The sequence below is a fragment of the Fictibacillus enclensis genome (genome assembly GCF_030123385.1).
Taxonomy (GTDB): Bacteria; Bacillota; Bacilli; order Bacillales; family Fictibacillaceae; genus Fictibacillus_C; species Fictibacillus_C enclensis.
The window spans coordinates 2,518,073-2,542,400 of record NZ_CP126109.1; the positions used below are offsets into that span (position 1 = coordinate 2,518,073).

Consider the following 24,328-nt stretch of genomic DNA (forward strand, 5'->3'; position numbering starts at 1 on the left):
TGAAATCATAAAAAGCAGTGATCCAGATCGGGAATCACTGCTTTTGTTTGTTTTCCTTTATTGTTGTAAGTAATTTTGCATTTTCTTTTTTACAGCTTCTTCAATAACTTCAATCCACTGCTTGGCATATAAATCCATGTTGAAGTTTTCTTTCACCTTTTTAATCGCTTTTTTCCCCATTTTAATGGCTTCTTTTTTGTTTTCAAACATCCAGATCATTTTTTCTGCCAGCGCTTGGATATCTTCATTGGGAATGATCCAGCCATTTTCTCCGTTATCAATTAAATCGTTGGGACCATATTTAAAGTTATAACTGATGATTGGAGAGCCATTGGACATGCTCTCAAAGATACTTAATGGAAACCCCTCGGTTTTACTGGCCATCACCGAGAAGAGGGAGCGCTGATAAGGAACAGCAGGCTCTTGGGTAAAGCCCATTACTTTTATGTTTGCTGTAAGGTTTTCCGAGCGGATTAAACTTTTAAGGTTCTTTTCTTCATCCCCGTAGCCCCATAGTTCCAGTTTAGCATCCGGCACCCGGGCAATGACATGTTTAAACGCCATAATAATATGGTCAATGCGTTTGAGTGCAGCAAAGCGGGTAACGACGACAGCGATATTTTCCTTTTTTACGGGGTTAAACCAGTTATACTCAGCAAATTGATCTGCAGCATGGGGGAGGGCTTTTAAATTGTCTTTTGTACCAAATTGATCTTCGATATCTTCTTTCTGCTGTTTGGTTAATGCCAGCGCTACATCAAATGCTTGAAGGTTGTTAAGTGCTGGAGCTACAGTGCTGGCTACTTCTCCTCTCATATCCAAGTGATTACTATGGAGCCGCCAAATTTTAACGGCGTGTTCCGACTTGAGATTGAGGAGAAGGATGTCACATGCTCTGGCATCGCTAATAATAACAGGATACTCATAATTTGAAGTAACCTGTTCCAGCCAATAGGTTTTTAGTTCATTATCATTGGATAATATTTCCTTGAGTTGGCGATTCTGGAATAGGTTTACCCGGAATGCGAGTCTATTTTGAGGGTTCACCCATTTAGAAAGGAATGCTTCGCCAGTATCGTTATAAAAGACCATCTGTCGCGGCTTATTACGCTCATAATCCATGAAAGACACTTTTCTCGCATAGCCATATTCATCATAGTCCTCACGTTTCACGCGATACCGCTGGTCATTGAAATGATCGATAAAAAGCAATCTCTCATTTTCGTCCAATCTGAAATACTTGGTATATAGCCCGTTTTCGTAAACGCGGTAGGAATGTGGCTGTCCAATATGCGGGTCCAGGACGGCTCCATTTGCTTTACTTTTTTCAATTTCCATCATGGGCTGCTTGGAAAGGGTGGAGTAGTCAAATTCACCAAGGGACTGATACATATTTAAAACTTGGATTCTTGAATCTATTTTTCTCAAGCTGACCATTTGTTCAATGATGGTATTGTAGCGTGGATTAAAATTAAAGGTGAGGATAAATGTCTTATATCCAAGTGAGGCAAACGTATTGGCCTGCATCAAAGAAGCTTTTGTCAAACCACCACGCTGCAAGTCCAAAGAATTAAGAAGACAGAACATCGTTATTTGATCTTTCATAAAATCCCCCTCAATACTTACTAATATGACAAAAAATCCCACATCATTTTTAATTCTATATTACTACAAAAGTTAACGTAAATGTAAGAATAGCTATAATTTGTGAACATATTGATGGAAAAATTAAGTTGTATTGTAATGACTATTGTCTGAATTGACTGTAAATTTATTGACAAGCACTTAGAGGTAGGATAAGCTTTGTCGAAAATAATAGATAACCGTTTGGGTCTATTCAACTACTACTAATATAGGAGGAAATTATGGATACACCTGCACTCGTGATCGAAAAAAGAAAACTGGATGCAAACATTCAAAAGATGGCAGACATTGCCCGAACACAAAAGGTTCATTTAAGACCCCATACAAAAACCCATAAGAACCCACAGATTGCGAAGCTTCAGTTGGAAGCTGGCGCCGCTGGCATCACAGTGGCAAAAGTGTCAGAAGCTGAGGTAATGGCCGAGCATGGTATGGATGATATTTTCATCGCTTATCCTCTTGTCTCAGAAATAAAAATTCAAAAAGCCATCGATTTGAGCAGAAAAATAAGATTGATTACTGCGTTTGACAGTCTCGAAGGGATACAAAAACTGTCCCAGTCAGCAGAGACAGCCGGCGTTGTACTTGAAGTGCGGATGGAGATTGATTCCGGTCTTCGCAGAACAGGAGTCCTTTATGATGAGGCAGTTGAACTGGCCAAGAAGGCAAAGGAGCTGCCTGGAATAAAGTTAACCGGAATCTACACCTTCCGGGGACCCATTCTGGATGGAAAGCCAACTTTGGATATTGAGGAAGCAGGAAAACAGGAAGGACAGCTGATGGCGGATTTGGCAGAAAAGCTTAGGGCAGAAGGCGTGCCAATCACCGATGTCAGCGTAGGATCCACTTCCACCTCTGCTTCCGCTGCAGAAGTTGAAGGGATAACGGAAATCCGCCCCGGCACCTATGTCTTTTATGACAGGATGCAGGAAAAGTATCATTGCTGTTCACACGAGGAATGTGCGGCTGCCATTCATGTCACCGTTGTCAGCAAACCATCCGATTCTCTTCTGATCGTAGACGGTGGAAGCAAAACGTTCGCTACCGATGTGCAGCCAGGTCAGCCGCCTATATTTCTGGAGGGATTCGGGGAAATCAATGGACACCCGGAAATGCTGCTTGAACGGCTGACAGAAGAACACGGAATGATTGCGGTTCATGGAGAAACGAATGTACAAATCGGAGATGTACTTCAGGTTATACCCAATCACATATGCAGCACAGTGAATCTCCATAATGACGTCTTTTTGAAAAACGAAGATGGGACTTTGGAGAAGCAAGCAGTCCTTGGCAGAGGAAAACTTCAGTAAAGGAGATGTAGGCTATGCTGGATTTAGTCATCCAAAACGGCCGGATTGCAGATGGATCGGGTAATCCCTGGTTTTTTGGAAGTGTTGGCATCAAGGATGGGATCATTGTTGAGGTCGGTGCCGTGAATAGTGAGAGCAGGGAAACAATCGATGCAAAACGGAACATCATATCGCCGGGATTTATTGACGGCCACTCTCATTCGGATCTGCTTGTTCTTAACCGTCCGATGATGGATATAAAGCTGCAGCAAGGGGTGACTACAGAAGTAGTCGGAAACTGTGGGCTTGCTCCTGCACCTTTTGTCCCCAAGTACGGGGCACTGCTGAAAGGATACATACAGCCTGTCGTCGGTGAGACGCAGTGGGAATGGCCATGGCATTCGGTATCCGACTATATCAGAGAATTGGACAGAACAGGAATCTCTGAAAATGTATCAACCTATGTGGCACATGGCGCCCTCCGGATTGCTGTCATGGGGTTTGCAGGCCGCCCCGCTGATAAGCAAGAGTTGAACATGATGAAGGAAATGCTTAAAGAAGGGATGAAAGCAGGGGCAATTGGTTTGTCGATCGGCCTTTTATATTCTCCAGGAAGGTATGCCTCCAAGGAAGAACTGGCGGAACTATGCCAGGTCCTGCCCAAATTCAACGGAATTTTATCGACCCATATTCGCGGAGAAGGTAACAATCTTATACCTTCCATAAAAGAAGTCATCTGGATTGCAGAAAAAGCAGGTGTCCCTCTCCAGGTAAGCCACTTGAAAGCGGCCGGCAGGCGGAACTGGGGCAAAGTGCTTAAAGCGATGGAGCTGCTTGAGGAAGCAAGTGCACGAGGACTGGATGTGACCTGTGATGTTTATCCGTATGATGCAGGATCTACATCACTTACCACGTTACTACCTCCATGGAGCCTGGAAGGCGGAATTCCCGCTTGTCTGGATCGAATCAGAGAACCAGCTACACGTCGAAGAATGATAGAGGAACTTGGAGAAGAGCAGGAGGAATGGGACAATCTTGTCGTTTCAACTGGTTGGGATAACGTCGTCGTTTCTTCTCTTTCCCGCCACAAGGAATGGGAAGGAAAAAGCATTGAAGCCATCAGCACTGAAATCGAACAGAGCCCTGCTGAAGCGGCATTGGATTTGCTGCTAGAAGAGGACGGAATGGTTTCTATTATTTACTATCACATGTCCAATCAGGATGTCGAGCAGGTGGTGAAATGGGACCGTTCGCTCGTCATTTCTGACAGCCTAGGCTGTGAAACGGGTAAACCGCACCCTCGGTCATTCGGAACCTTTCCCCGCCTTTTTTCCAAATATGTACGCGAAGACAAGTCGCTTTCACTGGAACAGGCGATCCGCAAAGTGACCTCCTTTCCGGCGCAGCGGTTTTCCCTGGGTAAACGGGGATTGATTGTTCCCGGCTACCATGCGGATTTAACCATATTTGATGAGAAAAAGATTAGTGATACAGCGACCTATCAGGATCCGATCCAGCATCCTGAGGGAATATCCCACGTGATTGTCAATGGGATACTGACCATTAGAGAAAAAGAAAACCTCAGACAGAGCGGCGGAATGGCAATTAAAGCCGCAGCGGCTAAGTGTCTGTTCCAACACCACACAAAACAGGAGGCAGCTCATGGCTAACATTGAACTAAGACTGAAGGAACTTGGAATTGAATTACAAAAAGCTCCGCCCCCAGGAGCAGTGTATGTCCCTGCGAAAACCGTAGGAAACCTGGTCTACACATCCGGAGCCGATTGCAGAATCAATGGAGAACTGATGTACAATGGCAAAGTGGGAAGCGATCTGACCGTGGAGCAAGGATATAAGGCAGCAAGGCAGACCATGATTAACCTTCTGGCTGTTTTAAAGGAGCATGTCGGAGACCTTGACAGGATCAAACAAGTCGTTAAATTGCTCGCCTTTGTAAATTCGGCCGACGGGTTCGTGGAGCAGCCCTATGTCATCAATGGGGCGTCAGAACTGCTTGAGGAAGTCTTTGGAGAAAAAGGAAAGCATGCCAGATCGGCTATTTCCTCCAATGAACTGCCATTTAATACCCCAGTAGAAATAGAGATGATCGTTGAAATTGAGTAGAACCGGATCAGGTTTAAGAAAGGCATCATTCAAGCAAAGGGGAGTAGTACGATGGAAAATAACCAGGGAATTTATTTAGGTGTTTTTATAGCGTTTACGATCCTTATGATAATGGTTGGCCTGTGGGTATCCAAGAAGGTCAAAAGCGGGGAAGACTTTCTGATGGGAGGCAGGGGTTTAAGCTTGCCTCTGCTCATCGGAACGACCATTGCTACACTTGTCGGAACCGGTTCCAGTATGGGTGCGGTCGGTTTTGCCTATACGAACGGATGGGCGGGAGCGCTCTACGGCATCGGGGGCTCCATCGGGATGTTTGTTCTTTTGCTCCTGTTTGCTGACGTTCGAAAGTATAACTTTATGACATATTCCGAGGAATTAAGCTTTTATTTCGGTGGAAACAAACTAATCAAAGGGTTAACCTCAATTATTCTCTATATCGCCTCTATTGGCTGGCTTGGCGCCCACATCATGGGAGGCAGTTTGTATCTGTCCTGGATTACAGGCATGGATCCCTTGCTGGCCAAAATCATAACCGCCCTTGGCTTTGCTGTTTATACCTTTATCGGCGGCTATCTCGCCGTCGTTTATACAGACACCATCCAGGGCGTCATTCTTTTCCTTGGATTTATTCTTCTCACCGTACTTACGCTCATGAAAATCGGCGGATACAGCCACATTTCAAGTGAAGCTCCCGCTGAAATGGTATCGTTCCTTGGCGTGGATCAAATGGGTCTCATCCCGGCCATTTCGCTGGCAGTGGTTATTGCTGTCGGTGTACTGGCCACACCGTCTTACAGACATAGGATTTACTCGAGCGACAGCACAGCCACAGTGAAGAAGGGTTTTCTCGTTTCAGGTATCCTATTTGTTCTATTCTCGTTTTTTCCTTCTATAATTGGAATGGCCGCGCATATTATGAATCCAGACATAGAAGCGGGCTATGCCTTTCCATATCTGGCTACAGAGGTATTTCCCGTCTGGATCGGGGCCATTGTACTCACTGCCGGTTTAAGTGCGACCATGTCATCAGGAAGCTCGGATTTCATTGCCGCGGTAACGATCCTGTTAGGGGATGTCTATCAGGTTTTTACAGGAAAGAATCCAGAAAAGGAAAAGATGATTATGTACTCAAGAATCGCACTAGTGGGCACTCTCGTTCTTGCTTTCCTCTTCACCCTCGGTTCAAACAGTATTATTGGTTACATATCCAACTTTGTTTCAACCGTCATGTCAGGGCTTCTTGTCGCATCTATCCTGGGTAAGTTTTGGCCGCGAGTGACATGGCAGGGAGGACTGGCGAGCCTGCTTTGCGGTTCGATTACTTCTTTTACTCTATTACAAAGCCCGAAATTACTGGCTTATTGGGGCAATCCTATCCTTCCATCACTAGCCGTTGCCTTTCTTGCCGGAATCGTGGTTAGTCTGTTAACCCCCCAAAATACCATGTCCAAAGAAGACATTCTGAAGAAACTGGCAAAGGACCGCGAGATGATCCATACTTCATCGGCAGAAGAGGTGCTCAGCAATAAGCAGGTCACGCCATAGGAAATAAAAAGCAGTGAACCCGCTGTACTTGGGAATCACTGCTTTTTTATTCTTCTTACATTTTTCAGCAATTCCTAATATAATTAATCGGCACAAGAATAGGGGGATTTTTAAAAGAGTTAATGAGATTCCAGAGGTGATTGTACGGCATATTGTAAATAAAGTTCGTCTTCCAATGCTCACGAAAAAGGATTGGCAACAATATAGTGAATCGAGAACAGCGAAACGGTTATGTGGTTAGCTTGTTTTTTCTGGTTGACCTATTTTTTAGGTACTATTCTTGAGGTAGCCGGGATTAAAGAACTGTTAAGTAACAATAAGTTGATCTGTTAAAGGGGGTAGAATGTTGAGTAAAGCTCCTTGTCCTAAAGGTCAGTTCAATAAAGGCTCTTTTGAGGAAGAATAGGCTTCTGTGTTGAAAGAGAACAACTTTTTTCACACTTTTTTACTTTATTTGTAGTGAACAACATAAACATTCTATAGAAGGAAATTATTTCTATAGGAGGTTTCCATGGATCAAAAGGATCAAAGTCGTCAATTAGACCAAATAAAGCAAATGCAACAAATGTTTAAAGCGAACATGAAAACTCAACCTTATCCCATGTACCCTAACTATGGGAAAATCACACGTTACGAAGAAATTCCGATAAGTTTACCTGAACAGCGCCAGCTGCGCCATCCCGGAGTGGAAAAATTTATGGTACCCCTTCCAATTATCGAAAACCCGAACTATAAAGGGAGTGGAAAGTTAATAGGAAAAGTAGCACTTATTACAGGGGGTGACAGTGGTATTGGTGCAGCAGTAGCAATTGCGTTTGCTAAAGAAGGCGCAGATGTTGCTATTTCATACTTAGATGAACATGAGGATGCAAATAGAACAAAAACGAGAGTTGAACAACTCGGACAACGTTGTTTTCTAATGCCTGGTGACTTGCGAGACAAACAACAGTGTATCTCCATTGTAGAACAAACAGTAAATACGTTTGGACGTCTCGATATTCTTTGTAACCACGTTGGTATCCAATTCCAACAGCTAAGTCTGCTTGACATTACAGATGAGCAATTCGATGACACCTTCAAAGTTAATATATACTCTCATTTTTACACAACAAGAGCAGCGCTTCCTCATTTAAAACCAGGCAGCTCAATCATTGGCACATCTTCAGTGGTGACGTATGTAGGTGAGCAGCAAATGATTGATTATACGGCAACAAAAGGCGCAATAGTGGGTTGGACACGTGCCTTGGCTAAAAATGTCGTGAAACAAGGGATCCGAGTCAATGCCGTCGCCCCCGGCCGAATTTGGACCCCACTTATTTCAGCAAGTTTCTCGTCAGACCAAGTCGCTGTATATGGAGCATTTAATCCAATGGAACGAGTTGCCCATCCATTTGAACTGGCACCAACCTTTGTCTATCTTGCTTCTGATGATTCTCGTTTTGTTACTGGTCAAGTTCTTCATGTTGATGGGGGAGAATCCGCACATTCCTAATGGAAGGGGGTTACCATTTTGAGATATGAATTTAATCCAGAAGTAAAGCTATTGCTAGTAAACCATTCAAATGAAAAAGTAAAGATGGACTATATTGAGGATTCCTGGCCAATGTCTAAAATAGCACTTAGACCACCATACTATTACAACCCAAGTTACGAGCTGAATTATCCAATAATCTAAATAATAACAGACAAAAAGACTACTATACACAGTGTGGAAATCCATTCTTCGCTTAGGTTTCACAATTATGCTAACTTTCAATTCATCCATTTAAACTGATAAGAAAAGAGTTATCACAGTCGTTTGAAGGGCCGGAGGGATAGCATTAGTAGATATTGAAAGTTTATCGTCTGTGATGCAAGACCCAGGGAAGAAATTATTGCTAAAGCATATCTCAATATAAAAACACACCTATAAAGGTGTGTTTTTATAAATTTTTATTATATTGTTGTATATGACTTATGTCACAACGAAATGAATACGCTGCCATCCAAGATAGCGAGGTGTACAGAGATACCGAGGAAAACATCGAACAGTTTCTTTGGGATTACTAATGAACAATATGAGCATTCTTTGGATGCTATCGTCAGGCACAAAGAACGCAGGATTGGTGGACTAAAAAACATCCTAGCACGAAGAGAGTTATTATTACCTGGTTACGAGCTGGAATTTGTTGCTGAAACCAATACTCCAGGACCCTATCAAGTGTTTTGGAAAGTAAAAAAGGGAGGACAAATGGCCCTTTCTAAGGATTGTAATGGTAGACGGTTCTAGAGTTTGATATCTTTGATTAATGAGACAGCTCATGGAAAGCGGCTGTGAACTGTTCAAGTTGCTGTCCCAAAACGTGTTTTATCTCCATGAAAGAAAATGTCCATTGCTACTTCCTGAGCATCCACCACTGAGCAGTCTCTAGCATTCATGATTAACCGTAAATACGATATAAAATACGCCTTTCCGAGAGCACCTCCACGATTAACGATCATTTCATTTCCTCCTTTAGCAAGCACATGAGCAGCAAGGTTCCAGTGTTAAGGAAGGTTTAGAGACGGCTCGTTTCCTCGCTTTGTTACTTTCTTTTCGGTTCTGATACATCCACGCCACCCGAGCTTGCCTTTCCACTTTTTCATGACGAGACTTTGCCCAAAGATACACCCCATATTCATTAAACATAATAAATTCCTCCTTAATCAAGTAAAGTTGATATATTAATCAAAAAAAATTGATTAAAACCTTAAAAAAAGATGGTACTAACAGCTGGGCTTAAAAATACAACACAGCTCATGGGAAAGCAAATGATTAATTTCTTTCATGTTGATGCTGTAATAGCTATTGGTTCCTTCGGCCTCTTTATGGATGATGCCAGCGTCCCAGAGGATCTTTAAATGATAAGACAGTTTCGACTGCTTCATATCCATAACATCGACTAGATCACACACACACGTTCTTCCTTTTTGAGTGAGGATGTTCATAATTTGGAGCCGCTTTTTATCGGCCAACGCTTTAAACTGGCTTTCGTACCTTTCGAATTCATTGTCGTGGGAAAGGTCTTGGAGCGGAATTTCTTTTTGCATGGTTCATCACCTCGTCTTGATAAATTTATCGTATATCGTAGGACAGGGAGTTGTCAATTCTTTTAATCAAAAAAAATTGATAAAAGGAGTTGCAATTGGATAAAGTTGCTACTATACTAAGATTAATCAAGAAAAATTGATTAACATGGAGGGATTAGACATGAACGTACACGTTGGTTTAAATGTCACTAATTTAGAGAAATCCATTGAGTTCTATACACAGGTATTTGACGCCACCCCTGTTAAAGTAAAATCGGATTATGCCAAGTTTTTACTGCAAGATCCAGGTCTTAACTTTACGTTAAACCTGCAAGATGAAGTATCAGGAAACCAGGTCGGCCATTTTGGGTTTCAGGTTGAAGATGCAAAAGAGATCCTAAAACACAAAGGCCGTTTAGAGAAACTTGGCTTTTTCGCCCGCGAGGAAATGGATGTGACGTGCTGCTACGCGACTCAGGATAAATTCTGGGTTACTGATCCTGACGGCAACGAATGGGAGTTCTTTTATACGAAGAGTGACGTAGAAAGCATGGAACCAAAGGATTCAGCTTGTTGTGCACCGAAGCAAAAGATTGAAATTACCAATTCTTCTTCTTCGTCTTGCTGCTAATTGGAGCTAAAAATAGGTGCCCATGATAATTAATGGACACCTATTTTTTAGTCCGCTTGGTTTTTGAAGTATTTTCGTTGAAACCAAAAGGCTACATTCACCAAAGCAATCGTAAAAAGCAAGACAAAGGGCGTTTTGGACTTCATAACGTACTTTTGCAAGGGGAGGGTACATCATGAGAATTAGCCCGACTGCAAGCGGAATGTATGTTGTACCGACCTGCCCTTCATGTAGCCCATCGACAACCTTGGGGAATAAAGCCCCTAAGCCAATTCCTATCGCCGGATAAATTCATGGTTGCATATATAAGAATATACTTATACAATGATGAATGAAAATAATGTTGATTTGAGGAGGTGCTTATATGATTACCAATGAAACCGTTGAATTACAAACGGCAGCGAACATTCTAAAGGTTCTGGGGGATAAAACAAGACTGGCGATGGTCAAAATTGTTTCAGAGAATGAATGTTGCGTATGTGAGTTTGTGGACCTGTTCGACATGAGCCAGCCAGCTGTCAGTCAGCATTTGCGAAAGTTAAGGGACAGCGGGATTGTGAAGGAACGGAGAAAAGGCCAATGGATTTACTATTCATTGAATACTACCTACCCGTATTATTCCTTTGTGCTGCGAATTATTAAAGATCTTCCCAGCCAACATTATCGAATTGAAGAACTACAAGCACAAGGAAAACGAGTAACTTGTTGCGATGAATAGGAGGTATTAGTTCTGTGGGCTCAGTACTTATTGCCGGTGCCATCTTCTTAATTACACTGACGCTTGTTATCTGGCAGCCGAGAGGCCTTAATATTGGGTGGAGTGCTTGTGGGGGAGCGGTTTTAGCCCTCCTGTTCCAAGTGGTCTCCTTCCAGGATGTGATCGATGTAACAGGCATTGTTTGGAACGCGACCCTTGCCTTTGTTGCGGTCATTATTATTTCCCTTATTTTAGATGAAATCGGGTTCTTTGAATGGGCGGCTCTTCACATGGCCCGTTATGCCAATGGAAATGGCATCAAAATGTTCTTGCTTGTTACGATACTCGGGGCGGTTGTTGCTGCTTTTTTCGCCAACGATGGGGCAGCGTTGATCCTAACACCGATTGTACTTGCCATGGTACGTAACCTGAAATTTGAGGACAAGATGATCCTGCCATTTATCATGGCCAGCGGATTTATCGCCGATACGACGTCTCTTCCTCTTGTGGTCAGTAACCTGGTGAACATCGTTTCGGCAGACTTTTTCGGCATCAGCTTTTCCACATATGCCAGCCGAATGATCGTGCCCAACATTTTCAGCTTGCTGGCCAGTATTTTGGTGCTGTATCTGTATTTCAGAAAGAGCATTCCAAAATCGTATGACGTCAACCAACTGAAGAAGCCTGCCGATGCGATTAAAGACCTGGAGATGTTCAAGTCGTCCTGGTTTGTACTCGCCGCCTTGCTGATAGGCTATTTTGTTGGAGAGTTCTTTTCCGTGCCTGTATCGATTATCGCGGGGATCATCGCGATTGTTTTCTTGCAAACCGCAAGAAAAAGTAATGCCGTTCAAACGAAAACGGTCCTCAAAGGGGCACCATGGGCGGTTGTCTTTTTCTCCATTGGGATGTATGTGGTGGTTTATGGACTTAAAAACGTGGGGCTAACGAGTCTTTTAGCTGACTTGATTCAGAATGTCACCCACCATGAGTTGTTTGTCGGCACGGTTGGAATGGGCTTTATTGCCGCCATTATCTCATCGATCATGAACAACATGCCAACCGTTATGATTGACGCCTTGGCGATTTCAGACACGCATACCACAGGGGCGATGAGAGAAGCCTTGATCTATGCGAACGTCATCGGTTCTGACCTTGGACCCAAGCTCACACCGATCGGTTCGTTGGCCACGCTGCTTTGGCTTCATGTGTTAAACACTAAAGGGGTAAAAATCTCGTGGGGATACTATTTCAAAGTAGGTATCGTCTTAACGGTTCCAACGTTATTCATTACCTTGACGGGACTTTATATCTGGTTAACCATCATTCATTAATTCTCTGAAGGAGTGTTTCAAATGGCAAAAAAAACAATCTACTTCTTATGTACAGGAAACTCGTGCCGAAGCCAAATGGCTGAGGGCTGGGGTAAAAAACTTCTTGGGGACGAGTGGGAAGTGAAAAGTGCGGGGATCGAAGCTCACGGTTTGAATCCGAACGCCGTAAAAGCGATGAAGGAAGTGGATATCGACATCTCTAACCAAACGTCCGATATCATCGATCCCGAAATCTTGAACAACGCAGACTTCGTGGTGACCCTTTGTGGAGATGCAGCCGATAAATGCCCGATGACACCACCTCACGTAAAACGCGATCACTGGGGGTTTGATGACCCTGCGAAAGCTCAAGGAACAGAAGAAGAAAAGTGGAAGTTCTTCCAGCGTGTTCGAGATGAAATTGGAGATCGCATCTCCACCTTTGCGAAAACTGGAAAATAAGAACCAATGTGCCAAGGGGTAGAGTGACCTAATTAAATGAGACAAAGGAAAAAACACCCCCATGGTCGTAAATACAATTATCGACAAAGTGGAGGTGTTTTTTCTTATGATGAGAAAAAAGAAGGTCTATTCAGAAGAGCTAAAAAGAGAAGTGATTCGTCTAAAATTACCAGGAGAGTATTCCAACCAGGAACTGATGAATCAATTTGGGATTAAGAATCGTACGCAAATTAAAACGTGGATGAAGTGGTTTCGAGATGGGGAGGAACAACGGTTAGCCCAACCTATAGGCCTGTTTCTGATTAAAAGGAGACAAAGTTTTTATAGCTGTTTACTCCAGAACAAAGAGCCTCTATACAACTTGCAAAGGTTATATAAGATAACGGAGAAGAAGGTCATGTTGGTTTAGTGAACATTAAGACAATTCGTACAAAAAACGAACACGGAGCATCATGGATTCTGCAAAGATTCAGTCAAAAGCAATCATTTATTTAGAGATATTCATGCACGCATAAAATATCCCGCCAAATGATAGTATATGTACATACAAGTAAGTTTAAGTGAGGGCGGGTATGCAAAAAAGTTATATGAAAAACTTAAGCACCGTGATTATCATGGGCATTTTGGCCTTAAAGCTAATGAACAGACTTCGTAATCAGAAATTTTGGATGAAACTTGATCAAATAGCAAGCTTGGGCTTATTTTCAGCTCGAGGCGGTCGTATGATGGACTTCTTTCTAAGAAGTTATTCTTTGTTGGGTTCTGGATTTTTTTTGATTCCTATTACTTTTTATTTGGCCTACAAAAATTACCAAAAGGGAAAGAGGATTATAGCTTTTTTAATGATCGCTAATCTGATTGGATGCCGCTGGATAAATTCTAGTTGGAGAAAGAAAGGGAAATATCGGCGGCCTCCATCTACCAAGCCGTTTTATATTAAGTATGGATATCCAAGTGCTCATGCGATGAATTCAACAGCGCTATATGGTTTTTTTTTACTCCTTTCAAAAAAGAGTGGTAAGATGAAATTTTACTTACTAGCTTTGCATCTTGGTTGTATATGCTGGAGCAGAATTTATCTAGGTATTCACTATATTACGGATGTACTGACTGGGGTTGCAGGAGGCACAATCTGGTTGACTTCGATCGCTTTAGTATTTTATTCCGATAAATTTCAAAAATGTATGCGTAAATGATTTTAGAGAATATGAACAGTTACTCCCTTAAAATATGTATAATATCTTTCCTGGTGCAACCTGCCTAAAATCGGAATCGAAAATTAGTGCAATTTCGAGATCAAAAAGGATCATCTGTAATAAAAACAGATTACGGTGAGGTATTCGTGATATGGGAGAGCTTTTCATGCAAAAGGATGCATTGCAGGCACTCAATTGTATATTACCAAACAAAATGATGATATTAAAAAGTTTTTTGGAAAGACATGTGAAAAACGATTATGCAAAAGTTGACCGCTTTAAACGTACGATTATCGTGGAAGAATCAGCCTGTCGGTCTGGTTCTTTTTTATTTTTTGATAATAATCTATTGCAAACAATTCCTAATCCTTTGAACCGACCAAAAAAGCAGTGTTGGAGAAATCTGGAATGATTAAACATGATGCATGCATGGTTCCATGATTGATGAATAAAAAACGACGAACCTGGTGTACAACGACAAGAAAATACGAACAGTGTAATCCTATGTATATCGGGAATTTTATTTATAACGTCCGTACTTTCTTGTCTTAGCAATGCGACAAGAAAGTACGGAATGCTTGTGCAATGGACATAAAAGTACGGAATGCCTGTGCAGCTCTTAGCTCAAATTGGAAAGCTTACTTAACCGTTCTTTATTATTTAACGAGTAAGAAGACCCATAAAGTATTATTCAATATAATATCGAGATGCAGCATAGAACCACAACTCCTCTTTGTACATAAAAAAGCAGGCTTATTTTTATGTTGACGCATTATCAAAATAGTTTTTCGTTTGTTTGCAATATGGAAATAAATGTTCTACTTCATGCCAACAAGCAGGACATAAGTATCCTTTCTCAGTATAAATAGGTTCCTCTGCCACAGGGTTTTCGTCATCACCAAAACCCAAGAACTGAAATAATTTTTCTTCATGTTGTTTTTCTCTTATTTTTCCCTTGTTCCATTTATTGCATATTAACTTCATGAGATAACAATCGTGCAACGGGCTCAAATCCTTTGGTTTTTTTGAATACCATATTGTGTTTAAAATTGACCAGGGCATCAGAACAATCAATGTGCTCAAAGTGCAGCTTCTCTAACTGGTTTCTTTCAATACATATCGAGAGAATTACTACTTTTTCGGTTTGGCCTGTTGAAGTGTTGATTCGATCATCTAAGGCATTGATATACACAGACTCTAATGGCAATAAAGCAAACGAATCCCTAGCAATCGGTAAGATACAGCTGCAAACGTAATCTTGTTGGATGTCATAATACTGGGTTTTAGGCATGTTACTGATAGAGACCTTGCCTGTCTTAGTTAATGTGTTTCTTTGAGTGGGTACAGCGTTTGCTGTTTGTACATCAAAATTGATCTCCATCGTGGAGGGTTCATCAATGAAAAATTCAAAGCCGCTGCCAAACTCAGCTAGGTCATCATAAGGTGCAAAATCTTCGATTACTTCAAAGTAGGCATCAATGTCTTTGTTAACAATTCTTGAAGCCGTTTCAACCATATGCCGCCACTCTGAATAATCGGATTGATCCTCGGAACGAGCAAGAGCAATGTTGTTATCTAACTGACTTCTTTTCTTTTCCTCTAGTTTAAATAATTTGGCGAAGAAACCAGGTGAATAATCCTCCAAGGTTTGAATGGCTGCCTTTTCTTAGGGCCTTTTTCTCCAGAATCAAACGGGGCAGGTGTATCCGCAATCTCTTCCCAATGGACGGGATCATCACATTCTTGATGAATCGCCTAAATCATTTCTAAACGATTTTCAAACAGCTGAACAATGGTGAGTTTGATGAAATAAACATAGCCGTCAAACAGCAGGATGAATAAGACAAACCGTTTAAGTCATAGAAAATAGTTATGAACACAGTTCTGATTAGAAGAGAAGGGGAGACATCCTTGAGAAAACTATCTGCTTCAACTCTTTTATTCTGTTTTCTGTTCTTCATGGTTGGTTGTAATGACATTAGAAAACCAAAAATCTCTGTTGGATCAACGGTTTCAGAATTAAGTAATAAACAGTTTGAAGATGTCGGAACTCAAGGTTTAAAAAATCCTTCAAAGAATGATTTTCGTAAGTTTAACTTTAATTTTAAAATGGAAAACCCACTTGACACCAAACGAAAAATTGAATTTCCCAAGGGGATAGATTGGAGGAAATCCATAGACTCGGTAGATGGGAAAGTTAGGTACTGGGGTGGTGAAGAATACCAACAAGATAATGAAGAAGAAAATTTTGCACTTTATCATATGGACTTTCTCTTTTACTCCAAAGGGTTAAGCCAAGACGATATAAAAGAAGCATTCGACTCGATTGTCTTGAAAGCTGCTTGGAAAGGGGAAGATGGTAAATACGAAGAAAAGGAATATAAGGTCAGTAAGCTAATCAAATTCAGATGAACATTTTATACTAAAAAAGGAAGGATCAATAGCTTCACTTGGGAAAACGGTTATGTTGTAGCTGGACTGTTAGAATATCATCAAAACAGCTTTGTTTATGAACTTAAATAAGTGACCCCACATATCTTGAAATAGGTCATTTGACGTTTAATCAAAATGTGGAGGTTGATAATGGTAAATTTTGATAGGGATCGACAGATGGTACCTCACCCGATTCTTTTGGAGGCAAGACAAATTTCATCAAATCAAATATTATTAACATATGACAAGCGGACTGATTTAGAGTCAGCCACAAATGTTTCGAATTATTGGATTAGAAGCAATATGGGGCCTGTTGGAATCGCGAGTGTAGGAATGAAGGATGCACTAACAGCAGAGAACGCAATACGTCCCGATATGGCAATGATAACACCAGCTGACAATTCGAGGATGAGATACATCATGATATTTAGGGATAATACAATGGCTGGCATAATGTACACTGTACTCCCTTGTTTTGTTAACTTAGAGGGAATGACTGGTTTTAGGGGAGAAAACTGGGCTCCCTTTAGCAGAAATATGTTTGTTGGTATGTAATTCAATGGTGAACTTTGAATACTGACACTAATCAAAGTTGATCATTAGCTTAAAAGGAAAGCTCAAGAGCTTTCCTTCTTTGTTAAATCGGTTCCAATAAATGTCTTGTGCCTGATGTATTCTGGATACACGCTTTTTTCAGTATCAGTTAGAAAATAATCCCTTGATTTACTCCAAGTGTGACTTAGGGACTCATAATTTATTTAGCAAGAAAGTAAATCAATCTAATTTCTTAACAAATTTTATTCAACGAGAAGATGCCAACAATGAAATTCATTATTTCCCCGAGAATCTGAGGTTAGAAGGATACATTAATCCAATTCAAAATTTCTTTATGATGCGAAATAAAGAGGGAGTGGGGAGGTCGGCTATTTATAATTCCTTCAAACTTAATCTCTCCGATAAAAATGACCTTGTATCAAATCAAAGAGCTGTTTTTAAATCCATTGCAAGACATATCAGAAAACAATTCTTATCGTCCCATAAAAAACCTGGAGGCCGCGGAAGCCCTTGAGAAACATTATGTTTGTTTCTAGTTAACATAATATATATTCTAGGAAGCTATGTAGAAGAAGTTGATTTCTGTATCAATTGATAAGTTTTCTTAGGATAATGAGACGAAATTAAAAATTTCATCGATCAGTCAACCGTTGTTAAAAAAATCCTTCATTGAAACCATTTGCTTCCAAGTATAAACTAATATTATACAAATTTATAAAGAAGGATTTTAAAATTGAAGAATATCCTGCTTATTTTTGCCTCCATTGTTATTCTAAGTAGTGTTGGACACCAGCCAAAAGGCGGTTTCAAGGATCCTCGTGAAGAATCACGAACAAAATCTTTTCATCCTCGAGATTCACAACCGCCAACAACTGGTATGTAATATATAAATCTCCATCTCATCAATGAAATCTCCGAAAGCTCTTCCGGGTATGAATGCATTTTACAAATTTTATCATCCCTGTCGATTCTATTAATTTTGTAAGGGTCTTTATCCTTAACCTCATAAAAATTCCCCCTTGCTTAAGACATTACTAGTCTTACAGAGGGAATTTTTATTTTAAAAGCTCTTAACGGCCTCCTCAAAGGCTGTACATACACGATTTTTCATTCGGAGGAGCTGTCCTCCCAGCCGGGCGTACCGTAATGCATCAAATCGATAATCGGTACCAGCTCCCGGTGCTCCCTGAAATAATCCATTACCTGATCCACCCACAACCAGTTATACTGACCCTTCGTTTCCTCTACCACATGCCAGGGTATTCCGTAACGAATCATGCTAGATCCACTATTTCTCGCCAAGTCCAGGTCTTCTCTCCATTTTTCATAATGCTGGGTCAATGCATACTCATCCAGGGGACGTTCGCCCCGCTCGGTCTGGATCACAAAGGTATCTTCAATCCCAACTGCAAAAACAAAATTTTTCATCATTTATCACCTTTGATCATTAATGGATTTAATTTTGTACAGCTCACACTTCGGTTTGCGGTCATAGGTAAGCAGTCCGTTGATTTCTTGTTCCACATCGGTCAGCTGCGTATAACAAAACCCCTGCACAACAGAAGACCTCATTAAAGCTTCAGTTACGTTCCTGTACTCCTCGATCAGTTCTTCCCCGCTTTCAACTGAAGAATAGCCCCATCCTGCTGCTGACACCTTGTACGCAATTCCCCCATATTCCGTAATCATAATTGGTTCCTTCTGATAACTAAAACCCCGCGCATAGATGGCACGGTTGGCAGGCTCAGTAGAAATGGCACTTTCGGTAGTTTCATAGGCTTTTTCCATCTCGGTCGATGATTGATAATTATGAATGCCGCAAATATCAGATTGCGTATGTTCCCATCCCTCGTTGGATAGCACCGGACGGGTCGTATCCAGAGATTTTGTTAAATGGTACATCGCCTGTGAATGAGCTTGCTGCTGAGCATCACGTTCTACCCGGGAGATACCCCAGCTTTCATTAAGCGGAACCCAGACAATTAGTGAAGGATGGCTGTAATCCCGTTTTATCGCTTCAATCCATTCACGGGTAAGACGGCCAGCGGCCTGCTCACTGTATTCGGCCGCATTGGCCATTTCTCCCCATACAAGAAAACCAAGTTTATCTGCATGATAAAAAAACCGCGGGTCCTCGACCTTTTGGTGCTTTCTGGCCCCATTAAACCCCATCTCCTTTGCCAACAGGATGTCATTCTTTAAATCGTCGTCACTGGGAGCCGTCAGCAGGCCAGTTGGGAAGTATCCTTGATCCAGGACGAGTTTTTGGTAATAAGGCTTGTTATTCAATAAAATTTTTCCGTTTTCAATCGAAATTTTTCTCATACCAAAATAACTGGAAATCGTATCAAGCGTGGATGTGTCATCTTTTAAAACAAGCTCCACATCAAACAGGTTGGGGTGCTCAGGAGACCAATACCAGCCCGCTCCATGAATATTGCTTCGTTCGGTAAAACGGCTGCGAAGGTCAATGTTTCGTTTCGTATAGGTGTCATGCAACGATAACAAATCCTGAATAATCACCTTTCCTCCAAAAGAGATACGCACCTCCGCCTTCAAGTTTTCTGAAAGTCGGCTAACCTCCAGCTCCATCCCGATCGATCCGTTGTCAATATCCGGTGTCCAGCGAATAGACGTGAAATGGACAGGATCTACCGGTTCAAGCCACACCGTCTGCCAGATCCCTGTTGTTCTTGTATAAAAGATCGATTCTGATTGTTCTTTCCAATATTGCTTGCCCCGCGGAATGGTCTCATCTTCCGACGGATCTTCTACACGAATCACGAGATCATTTCTATTACTTTCATTCAGGTACGGTGTAACGTTATGCGAAAAAGAGGTATGACCGCCTTCGTGAAAACCGACGAGTGATCCATTCACATAGACCCATGAACGATAATCGATCGCACCAAAATGAAGATACAATTCTTTCCCCTTCCATTCGTCAGGAACAAGAAGCTCTCGTTCATACCAGACTACATCGTGAAAGGCGGTTTGATGAATCCCGCTCTCTTCACATTGATAAGCAAACGGCACCTGGATTTTTAATGATTCTTCAGGCAATCCATTCTTGTACCATATTTTATTCATCCCTTCATTTTCATCATCAAAGATAAAGTTCCATTCACCGTTTAAATTTAACCAATTGTCCCGCTGAAATTGGGGACGTGGGTATTCGCTGCGTTTTTGTGTCATACATTTGCCTCCTCTATTTGATCCCTGTTTGTGTAATTCCTTTTATAAATTGGCGCTGGCCGACCAAGAAAATCGCTAACATCGGCAGAGTTGCCAACGTTGTCAACGCCATTAGCTTTCCGTAAGAGGAAACGAAACTTCCTTGCTGCATAATCGCAATCCCCGTAGTAATGGTCCGAAGCTCGATCGAATTCGTGGAAACGAGCGGCCATAAAAAGTCATTGTAAATCGTCATGAATGTAAAGATTCCAAGCGTCCAAAGCATCGGTTTGGCTGAAGGCAGCACAATACGTACAAATACCTGCCATTTGTTTGCTCCATCAATCACCGCAGCTTCTTCCAACGCCTTGGGGAATCCTCTGAAAAACTGAAACAGAAGAAAAACACCAAAAGCATTTGCCGTATACGGGAAGATCAACGCAGCATACGTGTTGAGCCACCCCATATTGCCAAACTGCAGATATAAAGGAATAAAGGTAATGACCCAAGGAATCATCAATGTACCGATGAACATGGGAAACAGGATTTTCTTAAATGGCACATTCAGCCGGGCAAGCCCGTAAGCAGCCAAGGCATCAATGATGACCACCAACAACGATCCGCCAATCCCGACAAACAATGAATTAAAATTGATCTTTTTCATTTGTTCCCCTCCTTTTTTAAAAGCGCTTTCATATATGGGCTTATTATTACATACAAAAATATTTCGTTTCAACTTTTTTATAAATAAAAAAACGGACTCCATTAAACAGAATCCGATTCTTGATTTATGAGTATTTGATTTTCATGAGCAAATCCTGTTCGTAATTGCCGAATTTAGAGCCGAAAATATTGAGACCGCCTACTTTCTCGGCATCCCGCTTGACGCCAAAGGTTACGGAAACATAGGGTCTTTCTTCTAACTGAAGGGTTTGAACGGTATGATCTGAAATCTTCAAACTGTCCACAAAACTGCCGCTCTCATTCACCTTCCATTGTTTTAGCATTCCATACTGTGTATTGTGGTCTTCCCACCAGGAAGGTGTAAGAAATCCCCGTTCCCCGCCAAAATCTGAAGGGCTTGTCCATGTACCGATTTCAATCCCATTAATCCAGCAGGTTATATCAGAAGGCCAATCCAGCTTGTGATAAGGAGCTTCCGAACACATTTCCACACTCAGGCTGATTTCTTCCACTTTTGACCCATAGGGCACACGGTTTGGAAAGTGATATTCCAAAAATCCTGCTCTGAACCATATGATTTGCGCATCTTTGCGCTCCGGCTCAAAGAAGGAGCGCTGATCATCAATAATACTGATAATCCCGTTCTCGCTGGCAAGACCGCAGGTCGGCTCAACTTCGCATTGAACATAATTTCCAATCGGCATTTCGAGTGTAATGAACTTCTCAGGCGCTTCTTTTTTACTGGCCAGATCAATGACGATACGGTCAAAGCGTTTGGAACTCACCTTCTGGCTGCCCCGTCCAGGTACGATTTCGGTCGCAATTAAACCCGCTTCTTCCAGCTTTTTAATGTTCACGGCGGCGGTGGAAAAGGGAACCTCCAGCCGTTCTGCCAAGTCGTTCACATTTTTGGGCCCTTCCGTCAGGACACTCAGCATTTCCATCCGCTGCTGATTCCCAAGCGCTTTGCTTACCGCTAATGCTTCTTCTAGTGTTAAATGCAGTACTCTCACATAGACCTCCGTTTTATTACAAAAAATAGTGTTATAAAAAGATATAATGCATCGGGTACTTATTTGTCAAGGGGATATCTCCTATGGATACTGACAGTCCCTCCTTTTTAACTAGGTCATTGTATTCGACCACTGCTTGTTTGCACTGGAAAAGTTGGGAAAAAATGCACTTAACATATTATTCCAACCGCGTTACGCTTTGTTCGATAAAGTTAAAGGAGGAATGGAAAGAATGAAGAGGTTCAAAAAAGGATTCACTGGATTGTTCATTACCCTTCTGACGTTTTCCTTGCTGATCTTACCCGGAGGCTTTAGCAGTAAAGTTCTTGCGGAAACCCATGCGTATGACGGAAAAGCGCCAAGCTACAACAACTGCGATGATAGTGCCGTTACAAAGAAAAAGTTAAAAATCACGAATGATGATGGATCCTACGCCAATCTTGAACTCAGATTCAGCACCACATGCAAAACAGCTTGGGCCAAAATCACTTTAAGCCGGCCTGCAAAGTCGGACGGAGAGGCTACAGCTTTAGTAGTTCGGAGTACCGACAATAAACAATACGGCTGCCATAATTCCGGCGGCAACGGGGAGGTCAACAAAGGACAAACTTCCTGCTATACGCCAATGGTGTATGATCTGGATCCCCGAAAGGCAAAGGCTGTTGGCTTTTGGCCATACACCCGCGGTGAAACGGACTGGTACTAACCTTAAGGAGGCGCTAATGAATGAAAAAGGTCAAGAGAATACCTATGGTTCTGTCAATCGTAGTAACTGTCATTCTGGCATCCCTTCATCCTGCGAACTCAACACTAGCTGAAACCCATACGTACGACGGTAAAAGCCCCTACTACAATCATTGCGCGGACAGCGCGGTAACCAAGGATAAAGTGTGGATTGATTCTGTTTCTTACGTTGAATTAAAATACAGTACGTCGTGTAAAACGGCATGGGCCAAAGTAACGCTCACTAGAAACGCTACTTCCAACTATGAAGCAGATGCCAGAATTGTCCGCAGTACGGATGGAAAAGCTTATACATGTGACAGTTCTGGCGGAAACGGAGCTGTAAATAAAGGCCAGACTTCCTGTTATACAGCCATGGTTTATGATTACAATCCCAGAAAAGCACAATCTCAAGGGAAACACGCCATTGCCACCAGTGATGCGTATAATCAAGAAGAAACCATTTGGTATTAAAGTATAATAAATAATGATATTTTTCTCTTCACCTGAGTATATTTCAATGTGGATAACCATTCACATCATGAAAATGCGTAGGGGGATGAGGAAATGAAAAAGATTCAAAGTATCTATTGGATTTTTACAGGTTTATTAGCGGTGCTTATGCTCGTCGGTTCCATTCCGGATATCGCCAAAGTGGAATCAGCGGTTGACTTGTTTAATCATCTTGGATACCCGGAATACTTGCTTCCATTCCTAGGTGTGGCCAAATTGCTCGGAGTGATCGTACTTTTATTGCCAGGCTTTTCGCGTTTAAAAGAATGGGTATATGCAGGATTTGTATTTGATCTGGCAGGAGCCACCTATTCCACGATCGCAGTTGGCGATCCCTTCAGCTCCTGGTGGGTAATGGTTGTTGGGCTGGTTCTTGCTGCAGGGTCCTATGTGTACCACCACAAAAGACTGCAAGCAAAAGCAGAGAGGAGTGCGAGTTCCTAATGCTAAAAAAGGCAGGCTCACATAAAGTGAACCTGCCTTTCCATTTCCTTGATTACTTTTCTTGTCCTTTTGTCTGCTCAGCGTTAAAAGTCCATTTCAGGTTTAGAGAATCACCCTGGAAAACGTTTTGATCTTGTGCGTTATCCACGAATTCGAATTCAACACCTAACAAGTCTTTAGAACCGGGAACTAGTCCTCTTGTACCCCATTCATCACCAAAAATAGATTCGAATTTATTCCTCACTGCTTTTGGATCCATGTTTTTAAGATCTTTAAGTGTAGTTGTCCAAACGACTTCGTCCATTTTATCGATGTTTAACAGGAAGTTTACACGAATATGCTCTCCGAAATCAGCACTGCCGTTGTCGCCTTTTGCATCAGTCACCGTGTAGTCGGTGTTCAAGAAAACACGTTTAATTGGAAGTGTTCCATAATTTTTCAGCTCAAATCCGCGGAACATCTTGTCTCCAGGCTTAAGGTTGCTAAGATCAACTACCGTTGAAGGATCAACAGATAAATCAAGCGTTCCGGCTGCAAATGTGCTGCTCGCCTCTGCTGAATCACTAAAGTATGCGTATGTACCTCCACCGATTAATGATAATCCAAGAGCTGCAGAAGCAACCCCTAATCCCAATTTCTTTTTCAAACTCATGTTACGCTCATCTCCTTTTCTTCCTAACCATTTTATATTGAACTTGCACAGGCCTTTTCCTGACGCAAAGAACAACCTTTCCAATCTGATGTTCTTTTTTAAGAACATCATATCTTTATCATAGTTTGTATGATCTGATAAAAAAACTCCGAAAATTGTCTGAATTCATAATAATACCCTGATAATAA

26 protein-coding genes and 3 pseudogenes are annotated in these 24,328 nt (G+C 41.8%); 19 read left to right on the plus strand and 10 right to left on the minus strand.

Features of this window, described 5'->3' with window-relative positions:
- Positions 1-57: 57 nt before the first annotated feature.
- The gene (locus tag QNH15_RS13270; protein ID WP_283895321.1) at positions 58-1,605 is read right to left on the minus strand and encodes a glycosyltransferase; all 1,548 of its coding nucleotides are present in this window, start codon (positions 1,603-1,605) and stop codon (positions 58-60) included.
- 260 nt (positions 1,606-1,865) lie between these two features.
- Between QNH15_RS13270 and QNH15_RS13275 the strand changes: the two genes are divergently transcribed.
- The 7 genes from QNH15_RS13275 (at position 1,866) to QNH15_RS26205 (ending at position 8,871) form a co-directional block, all read left to right on the plus strand.
- On the plus strand, positions 1,866-2,954 hold the full coding sequence (locus tag QNH15_RS13275; RefSeq protein ID WP_283895322.1) for an alanine racemase: 1,089 nt from the start codon (positions 1,866-1,868) through the stop codon (positions 2,952-2,954).
- A gap of 14 nt (positions 2,955-2,968) precedes the next feature.
- Positions 2,969-4,603 carry an N-acyl-D-amino-acid deacylase family protein gene (locus tag QNH15_RS13280; RefSeq protein ID WP_283895324.1) on the plus strand — a complete coding sequence of 545 codons (1,635 nt, stop codon included), beginning with the start codon at positions 2,969-2,971 and terminating at the stop codon, positions 4,601-4,603.
- Complete coding sequence (locus tag QNH15_RS13285) at positions 4,596-5,057, plus strand: RidA family protein (protein ID WP_283895326.1); 462 nt, start codon at positions 4,596-4,598, stop codon at positions 5,055-5,057. Before QNH15_RS13280 ends, QNH15_RS13285 begins: the two co-directional genes overlap by 8 nt.
- A 51-nt stretch (positions 5,058-5,108) precedes the next feature.
- Positions 5,109-6,602, plus strand: a complete 1,494-nt coding sequence (locus QNH15_RS13290) for a sodium:solute symporter family protein (RefSeq protein ID WP_283895328.1) — start codon at positions 5,109-5,111, stop codon at positions 6,600-6,602.
- Between the two features lie 511 nt (positions 6,603-7,113).
- Positions 7,114-8,094: an SDR family oxidoreductase gene (locus QNH15_RS13295; protein ID WP_283895330.1), complete on the plus strand. Its 981-nt coding sequence runs from the start codon at positions 7,114-7,116 to the stop codon at positions 8,092-8,094.
- Positions 8,095-8,112: 18 nt separating this feature from the next.
- Positions 8,113-8,277, plus strand: coding sequence for a hypothetical protein (locus tag QNH15_RS13300; protein ID WP_283895332.1), 165 nt, complete (start codon positions 8,113-8,115; stop codon positions 8,275-8,277).
- Between the two features lie 294 nt (positions 8,278-8,571).
- Entirely contained in the window at positions 8,572-8,871 is a 300-nt protein-coding gene (locus QNH15_RS26205; protein ID WP_430667151.1) for a nucleotide-binding domain-containing protein, read from the plus strand.
- Positions 8,872-8,924: 53 nt separating this feature from the next.
- Here QNH15_RS26205 and QNH15_RS13305 read toward each other — a convergent pair whose 3' ends face one another.
- Positions 8,925-9,083, minus strand: coding sequence for a hypothetical protein (locus tag QNH15_RS13305; RefSeq protein WP_283895334.1), 159 nt, complete (start codon positions 9,081-9,083; stop codon positions 8,925-8,927).
- A 264-nt stretch (positions 9,084-9,347) separates the two neighbouring features.
- Positions 9,348-9,671: an ArsR/SmtB family transcription factor gene (locus tag QNH15_RS13310; RefSeq protein WP_283895336.1), complete on the minus strand. Its 324-nt coding sequence runs from the start codon at positions 9,669-9,671 to the stop codon at positions 9,348-9,350.
- 160 nt (positions 9,672-9,831) lie between these two features.
- Here QNH15_RS13310 and QNH15_RS13315 point away from each other — a divergent pair, with 160 nt between their 5' ends.
- The gene (locus QNH15_RS13315; protein WP_283895339.1) at positions 9,832-10,281 is read left to right on the plus strand and encodes an ArsI/CadI family heavy metal resistance metalloenzyme; all 450 of its coding nucleotides are present in this window, start codon (positions 9,832-9,834) and stop codon (positions 10,279-10,281) included.
- Positions 10,282-10,422: 141 nt separating this feature from the next.
- On the opposite strand, the pseudogene QNH15_RS13320 reads toward QNH15_RS13315, so the two are convergent.
- Positions 10,423-10,572 (minus strand): annotated as a pseudogene (locus QNH15_RS13320) (arsenical-resistance protein); the annotation flags it as partial.
- A gap of 73 nt (positions 10,573-10,645) precedes the next feature.
- On the opposite strand from QNH15_RS13320, the gene QNH15_RS13325 reads away from it, so the two are divergent.
- From QNH15_RS13325 to QNH15_RS13350, 6 genes and pseudogenes are all read left to right on the plus strand, one after another.
- The gene (locus tag QNH15_RS13325; RefSeq protein WP_283895342.1) at positions 10,646-10,999 is read left to right on the plus strand and encodes an ArsR/SmtB family transcription factor; all 354 of its coding nucleotides are present in this window, start codon (positions 10,646-10,648) and stop codon (positions 10,997-10,999) included.
- Positions 11,000-11,013: 14 nt separating this feature from the next.
- The gene (locus tag QNH15_RS13330; RefSeq protein WP_283895344.1) at positions 11,014-12,312 is read left to right on the plus strand and encodes an arsenic transporter; all 1,299 of its coding nucleotides are present in this window, start codon (positions 11,014-11,016) and stop codon (positions 12,310-12,312) included.
- 21 nt (positions 12,313-12,333) lie between these two features.
- The gene (gene arsC / locus QNH15_RS13335) at positions 12,334-12,753 is read left to right on the plus strand and encodes an arsenate reductase (thioredoxin) (protein WP_283895345.1); all 420 of its coding nucleotides are present in this window, start codon (positions 12,334-12,336) and stop codon (positions 12,751-12,753) included.
- A 109-nt stretch (positions 12,754-12,862) separates the two neighbouring features.
- A pseudogene (locus tag QNH15_RS13340) lies at positions 12,863-13,045 on the plus strand (helix-turn-helix domain-containing protein); the annotation flags it as partial.
- Between the two features lie 280 nt (positions 13,046-13,325).
- A complete protein-coding gene (locus tag QNH15_RS13345; protein WP_283895346.1) occupies positions 13,326-13,949 on the plus strand; it encodes a phosphatase PAP2 family protein in 624 nt (207 codons plus the stop codon).
- A 166-nt stretch (positions 13,950-14,115) separates the two neighbouring features.
- Positions 14,116-14,361 carry a hypothetical protein gene (locus QNH15_RS13350; RefSeq protein ID WP_283895348.1) on the plus strand — a complete coding sequence of 82 codons (246 nt, stop codon included), beginning with the start codon at positions 14,116-14,118 and terminating at the stop codon, positions 14,359-14,361.
- A 552-nt stretch (positions 14,362-14,913) separates the two neighbouring features.
- Here the strand turns inward: QNH15_RS13350 and QNH15_RS13355 are convergent.
- The gene (locus QNH15_RS13355) at positions 14,914-15,594 is read right to left on the minus strand and encodes a hypothetical protein (protein WP_283895349.1); all 681 of its coding nucleotides are present in this window, start codon (positions 15,592-15,594) and stop codon (positions 14,914-14,916) included.
- 266 nt (positions 15,595-15,860) lie between these two features.
- Between QNH15_RS13355 and QNH15_RS13360 the strand changes: the two genes are divergently transcribed.
- The gene (locus QNH15_RS13360; RefSeq protein ID WP_283895350.1) at positions 15,861-16,361 is read left to right on the plus strand and encodes a hypothetical protein; all 501 of its coding nucleotides are present in this window, start codon (positions 15,861-15,863) and stop codon (positions 16,359-16,361) included.
- A gap of 171 nt (positions 16,362-16,532) precedes the next feature.
- On the plus strand, positions 16,533-16,937 hold the full coding sequence (locus tag QNH15_RS13365; protein ID WP_283895352.1) for a hypothetical protein: 405 nt from the start codon (positions 16,533-16,535) through the stop codon (positions 16,935-16,937).
- Positions 16,938-18,044: 1,107 nt separating this feature from the next.
- Here QNH15_RS13365 and QNH15_RS13370 read toward each other — a convergent pair.
- From QNH15_RS13370 to QNH15_RS13385, 4 genes are all read right to left on the minus strand, one after another.
- Positions 18,045-18,368 carry a beta-galactosidase gene (locus tag QNH15_RS13370; protein ID WP_283895354.1) on the minus strand — a complete coding sequence of 108 codons (324 nt, stop codon included), beginning with the start codon at positions 18,366-18,368 and terminating at the stop codon, positions 18,045-18,047.
- Positions 18,369-18,371: 3 nt separating this feature from the next.
- On the minus strand, positions 18,372-20,132 hold the full coding sequence (locus QNH15_RS13375; protein WP_283895356.1) for a glycoside hydrolase family 2 protein: 1,761 nt from the start codon (positions 20,130-20,132) through the stop codon (positions 18,372-18,374).
- Between the two features lie 13 nt (positions 20,133-20,145).
- The gene (locus tag QNH15_RS13380) at positions 20,146-20,775 is read right to left on the minus strand and encodes a carbohydrate ABC transporter permease (protein ID WP_283895358.1); all 630 of its coding nucleotides are present in this window, start codon (positions 20,773-20,775) and stop codon (positions 20,146-20,148) included.
- Positions 20,776-20,899: 124 nt separating this feature from the next.
- Positions 20,900-21,808: an ArsR/SmtB family transcription factor gene (locus tag QNH15_RS13385; RefSeq protein ID WP_283895360.1), complete on the minus strand. Its 909-nt coding sequence runs from the start codon at positions 21,806-21,808 to the stop codon at positions 20,900-20,902.
- Between the two features lie 232 nt (positions 21,809-22,040).
- Here QNH15_RS13385 and QNH15_RS13390 point away from each other — a divergent pair, with 232 nt between their 5' ends.
- The 3 genes and pseudogenes from QNH15_RS13390 to QNH15_RS13400 all read left to right on the plus strand — a co-directional run bounded on the left by QNH15_RS13390 (position 22,041) and on the right by QNH15_RS13400 (position 23,488).
- Positions 22,041-22,514: a DUF2690 domain-containing protein gene (locus QNH15_RS13390; RefSeq protein WP_283895362.1), complete on the plus strand. Its 474-nt coding sequence runs from the start codon at positions 22,041-22,043 to the stop codon at positions 22,512-22,514.
- A 107-nt stretch (positions 22,515-22,621) separates the two neighbouring features.
- Positions 22,622-23,005: pseudogene (locus QNH15_RS13395) on the plus strand (DUF2690 domain-containing protein); the annotation flags it as partial.
- Positions 23,006-23,098: 93 nt separating this feature from the next.
- Positions 23,099-23,488 (plus strand): DoxX family protein, encoded by a 390-nt coding sequence (locus QNH15_RS13400; protein WP_283895366.1) that lies wholly within the window; start codon positions 23,099-23,101, stop codon positions 23,486-23,488.
- A 52-nt stretch (positions 23,489-23,540) separates the two neighbouring features.
- Here QNH15_RS13400 and QNH15_RS13405 read toward each other — a convergent pair whose 3' ends face one another.
- Entirely contained in the window at positions 23,541-24,140 is a 600-nt protein-coding gene (locus QNH15_RS13405) for a CalY family protein (protein ID WP_283895368.1), read from the minus strand.
- Positions 24,141-24,328 lie beyond the last annotated feature (188 nt).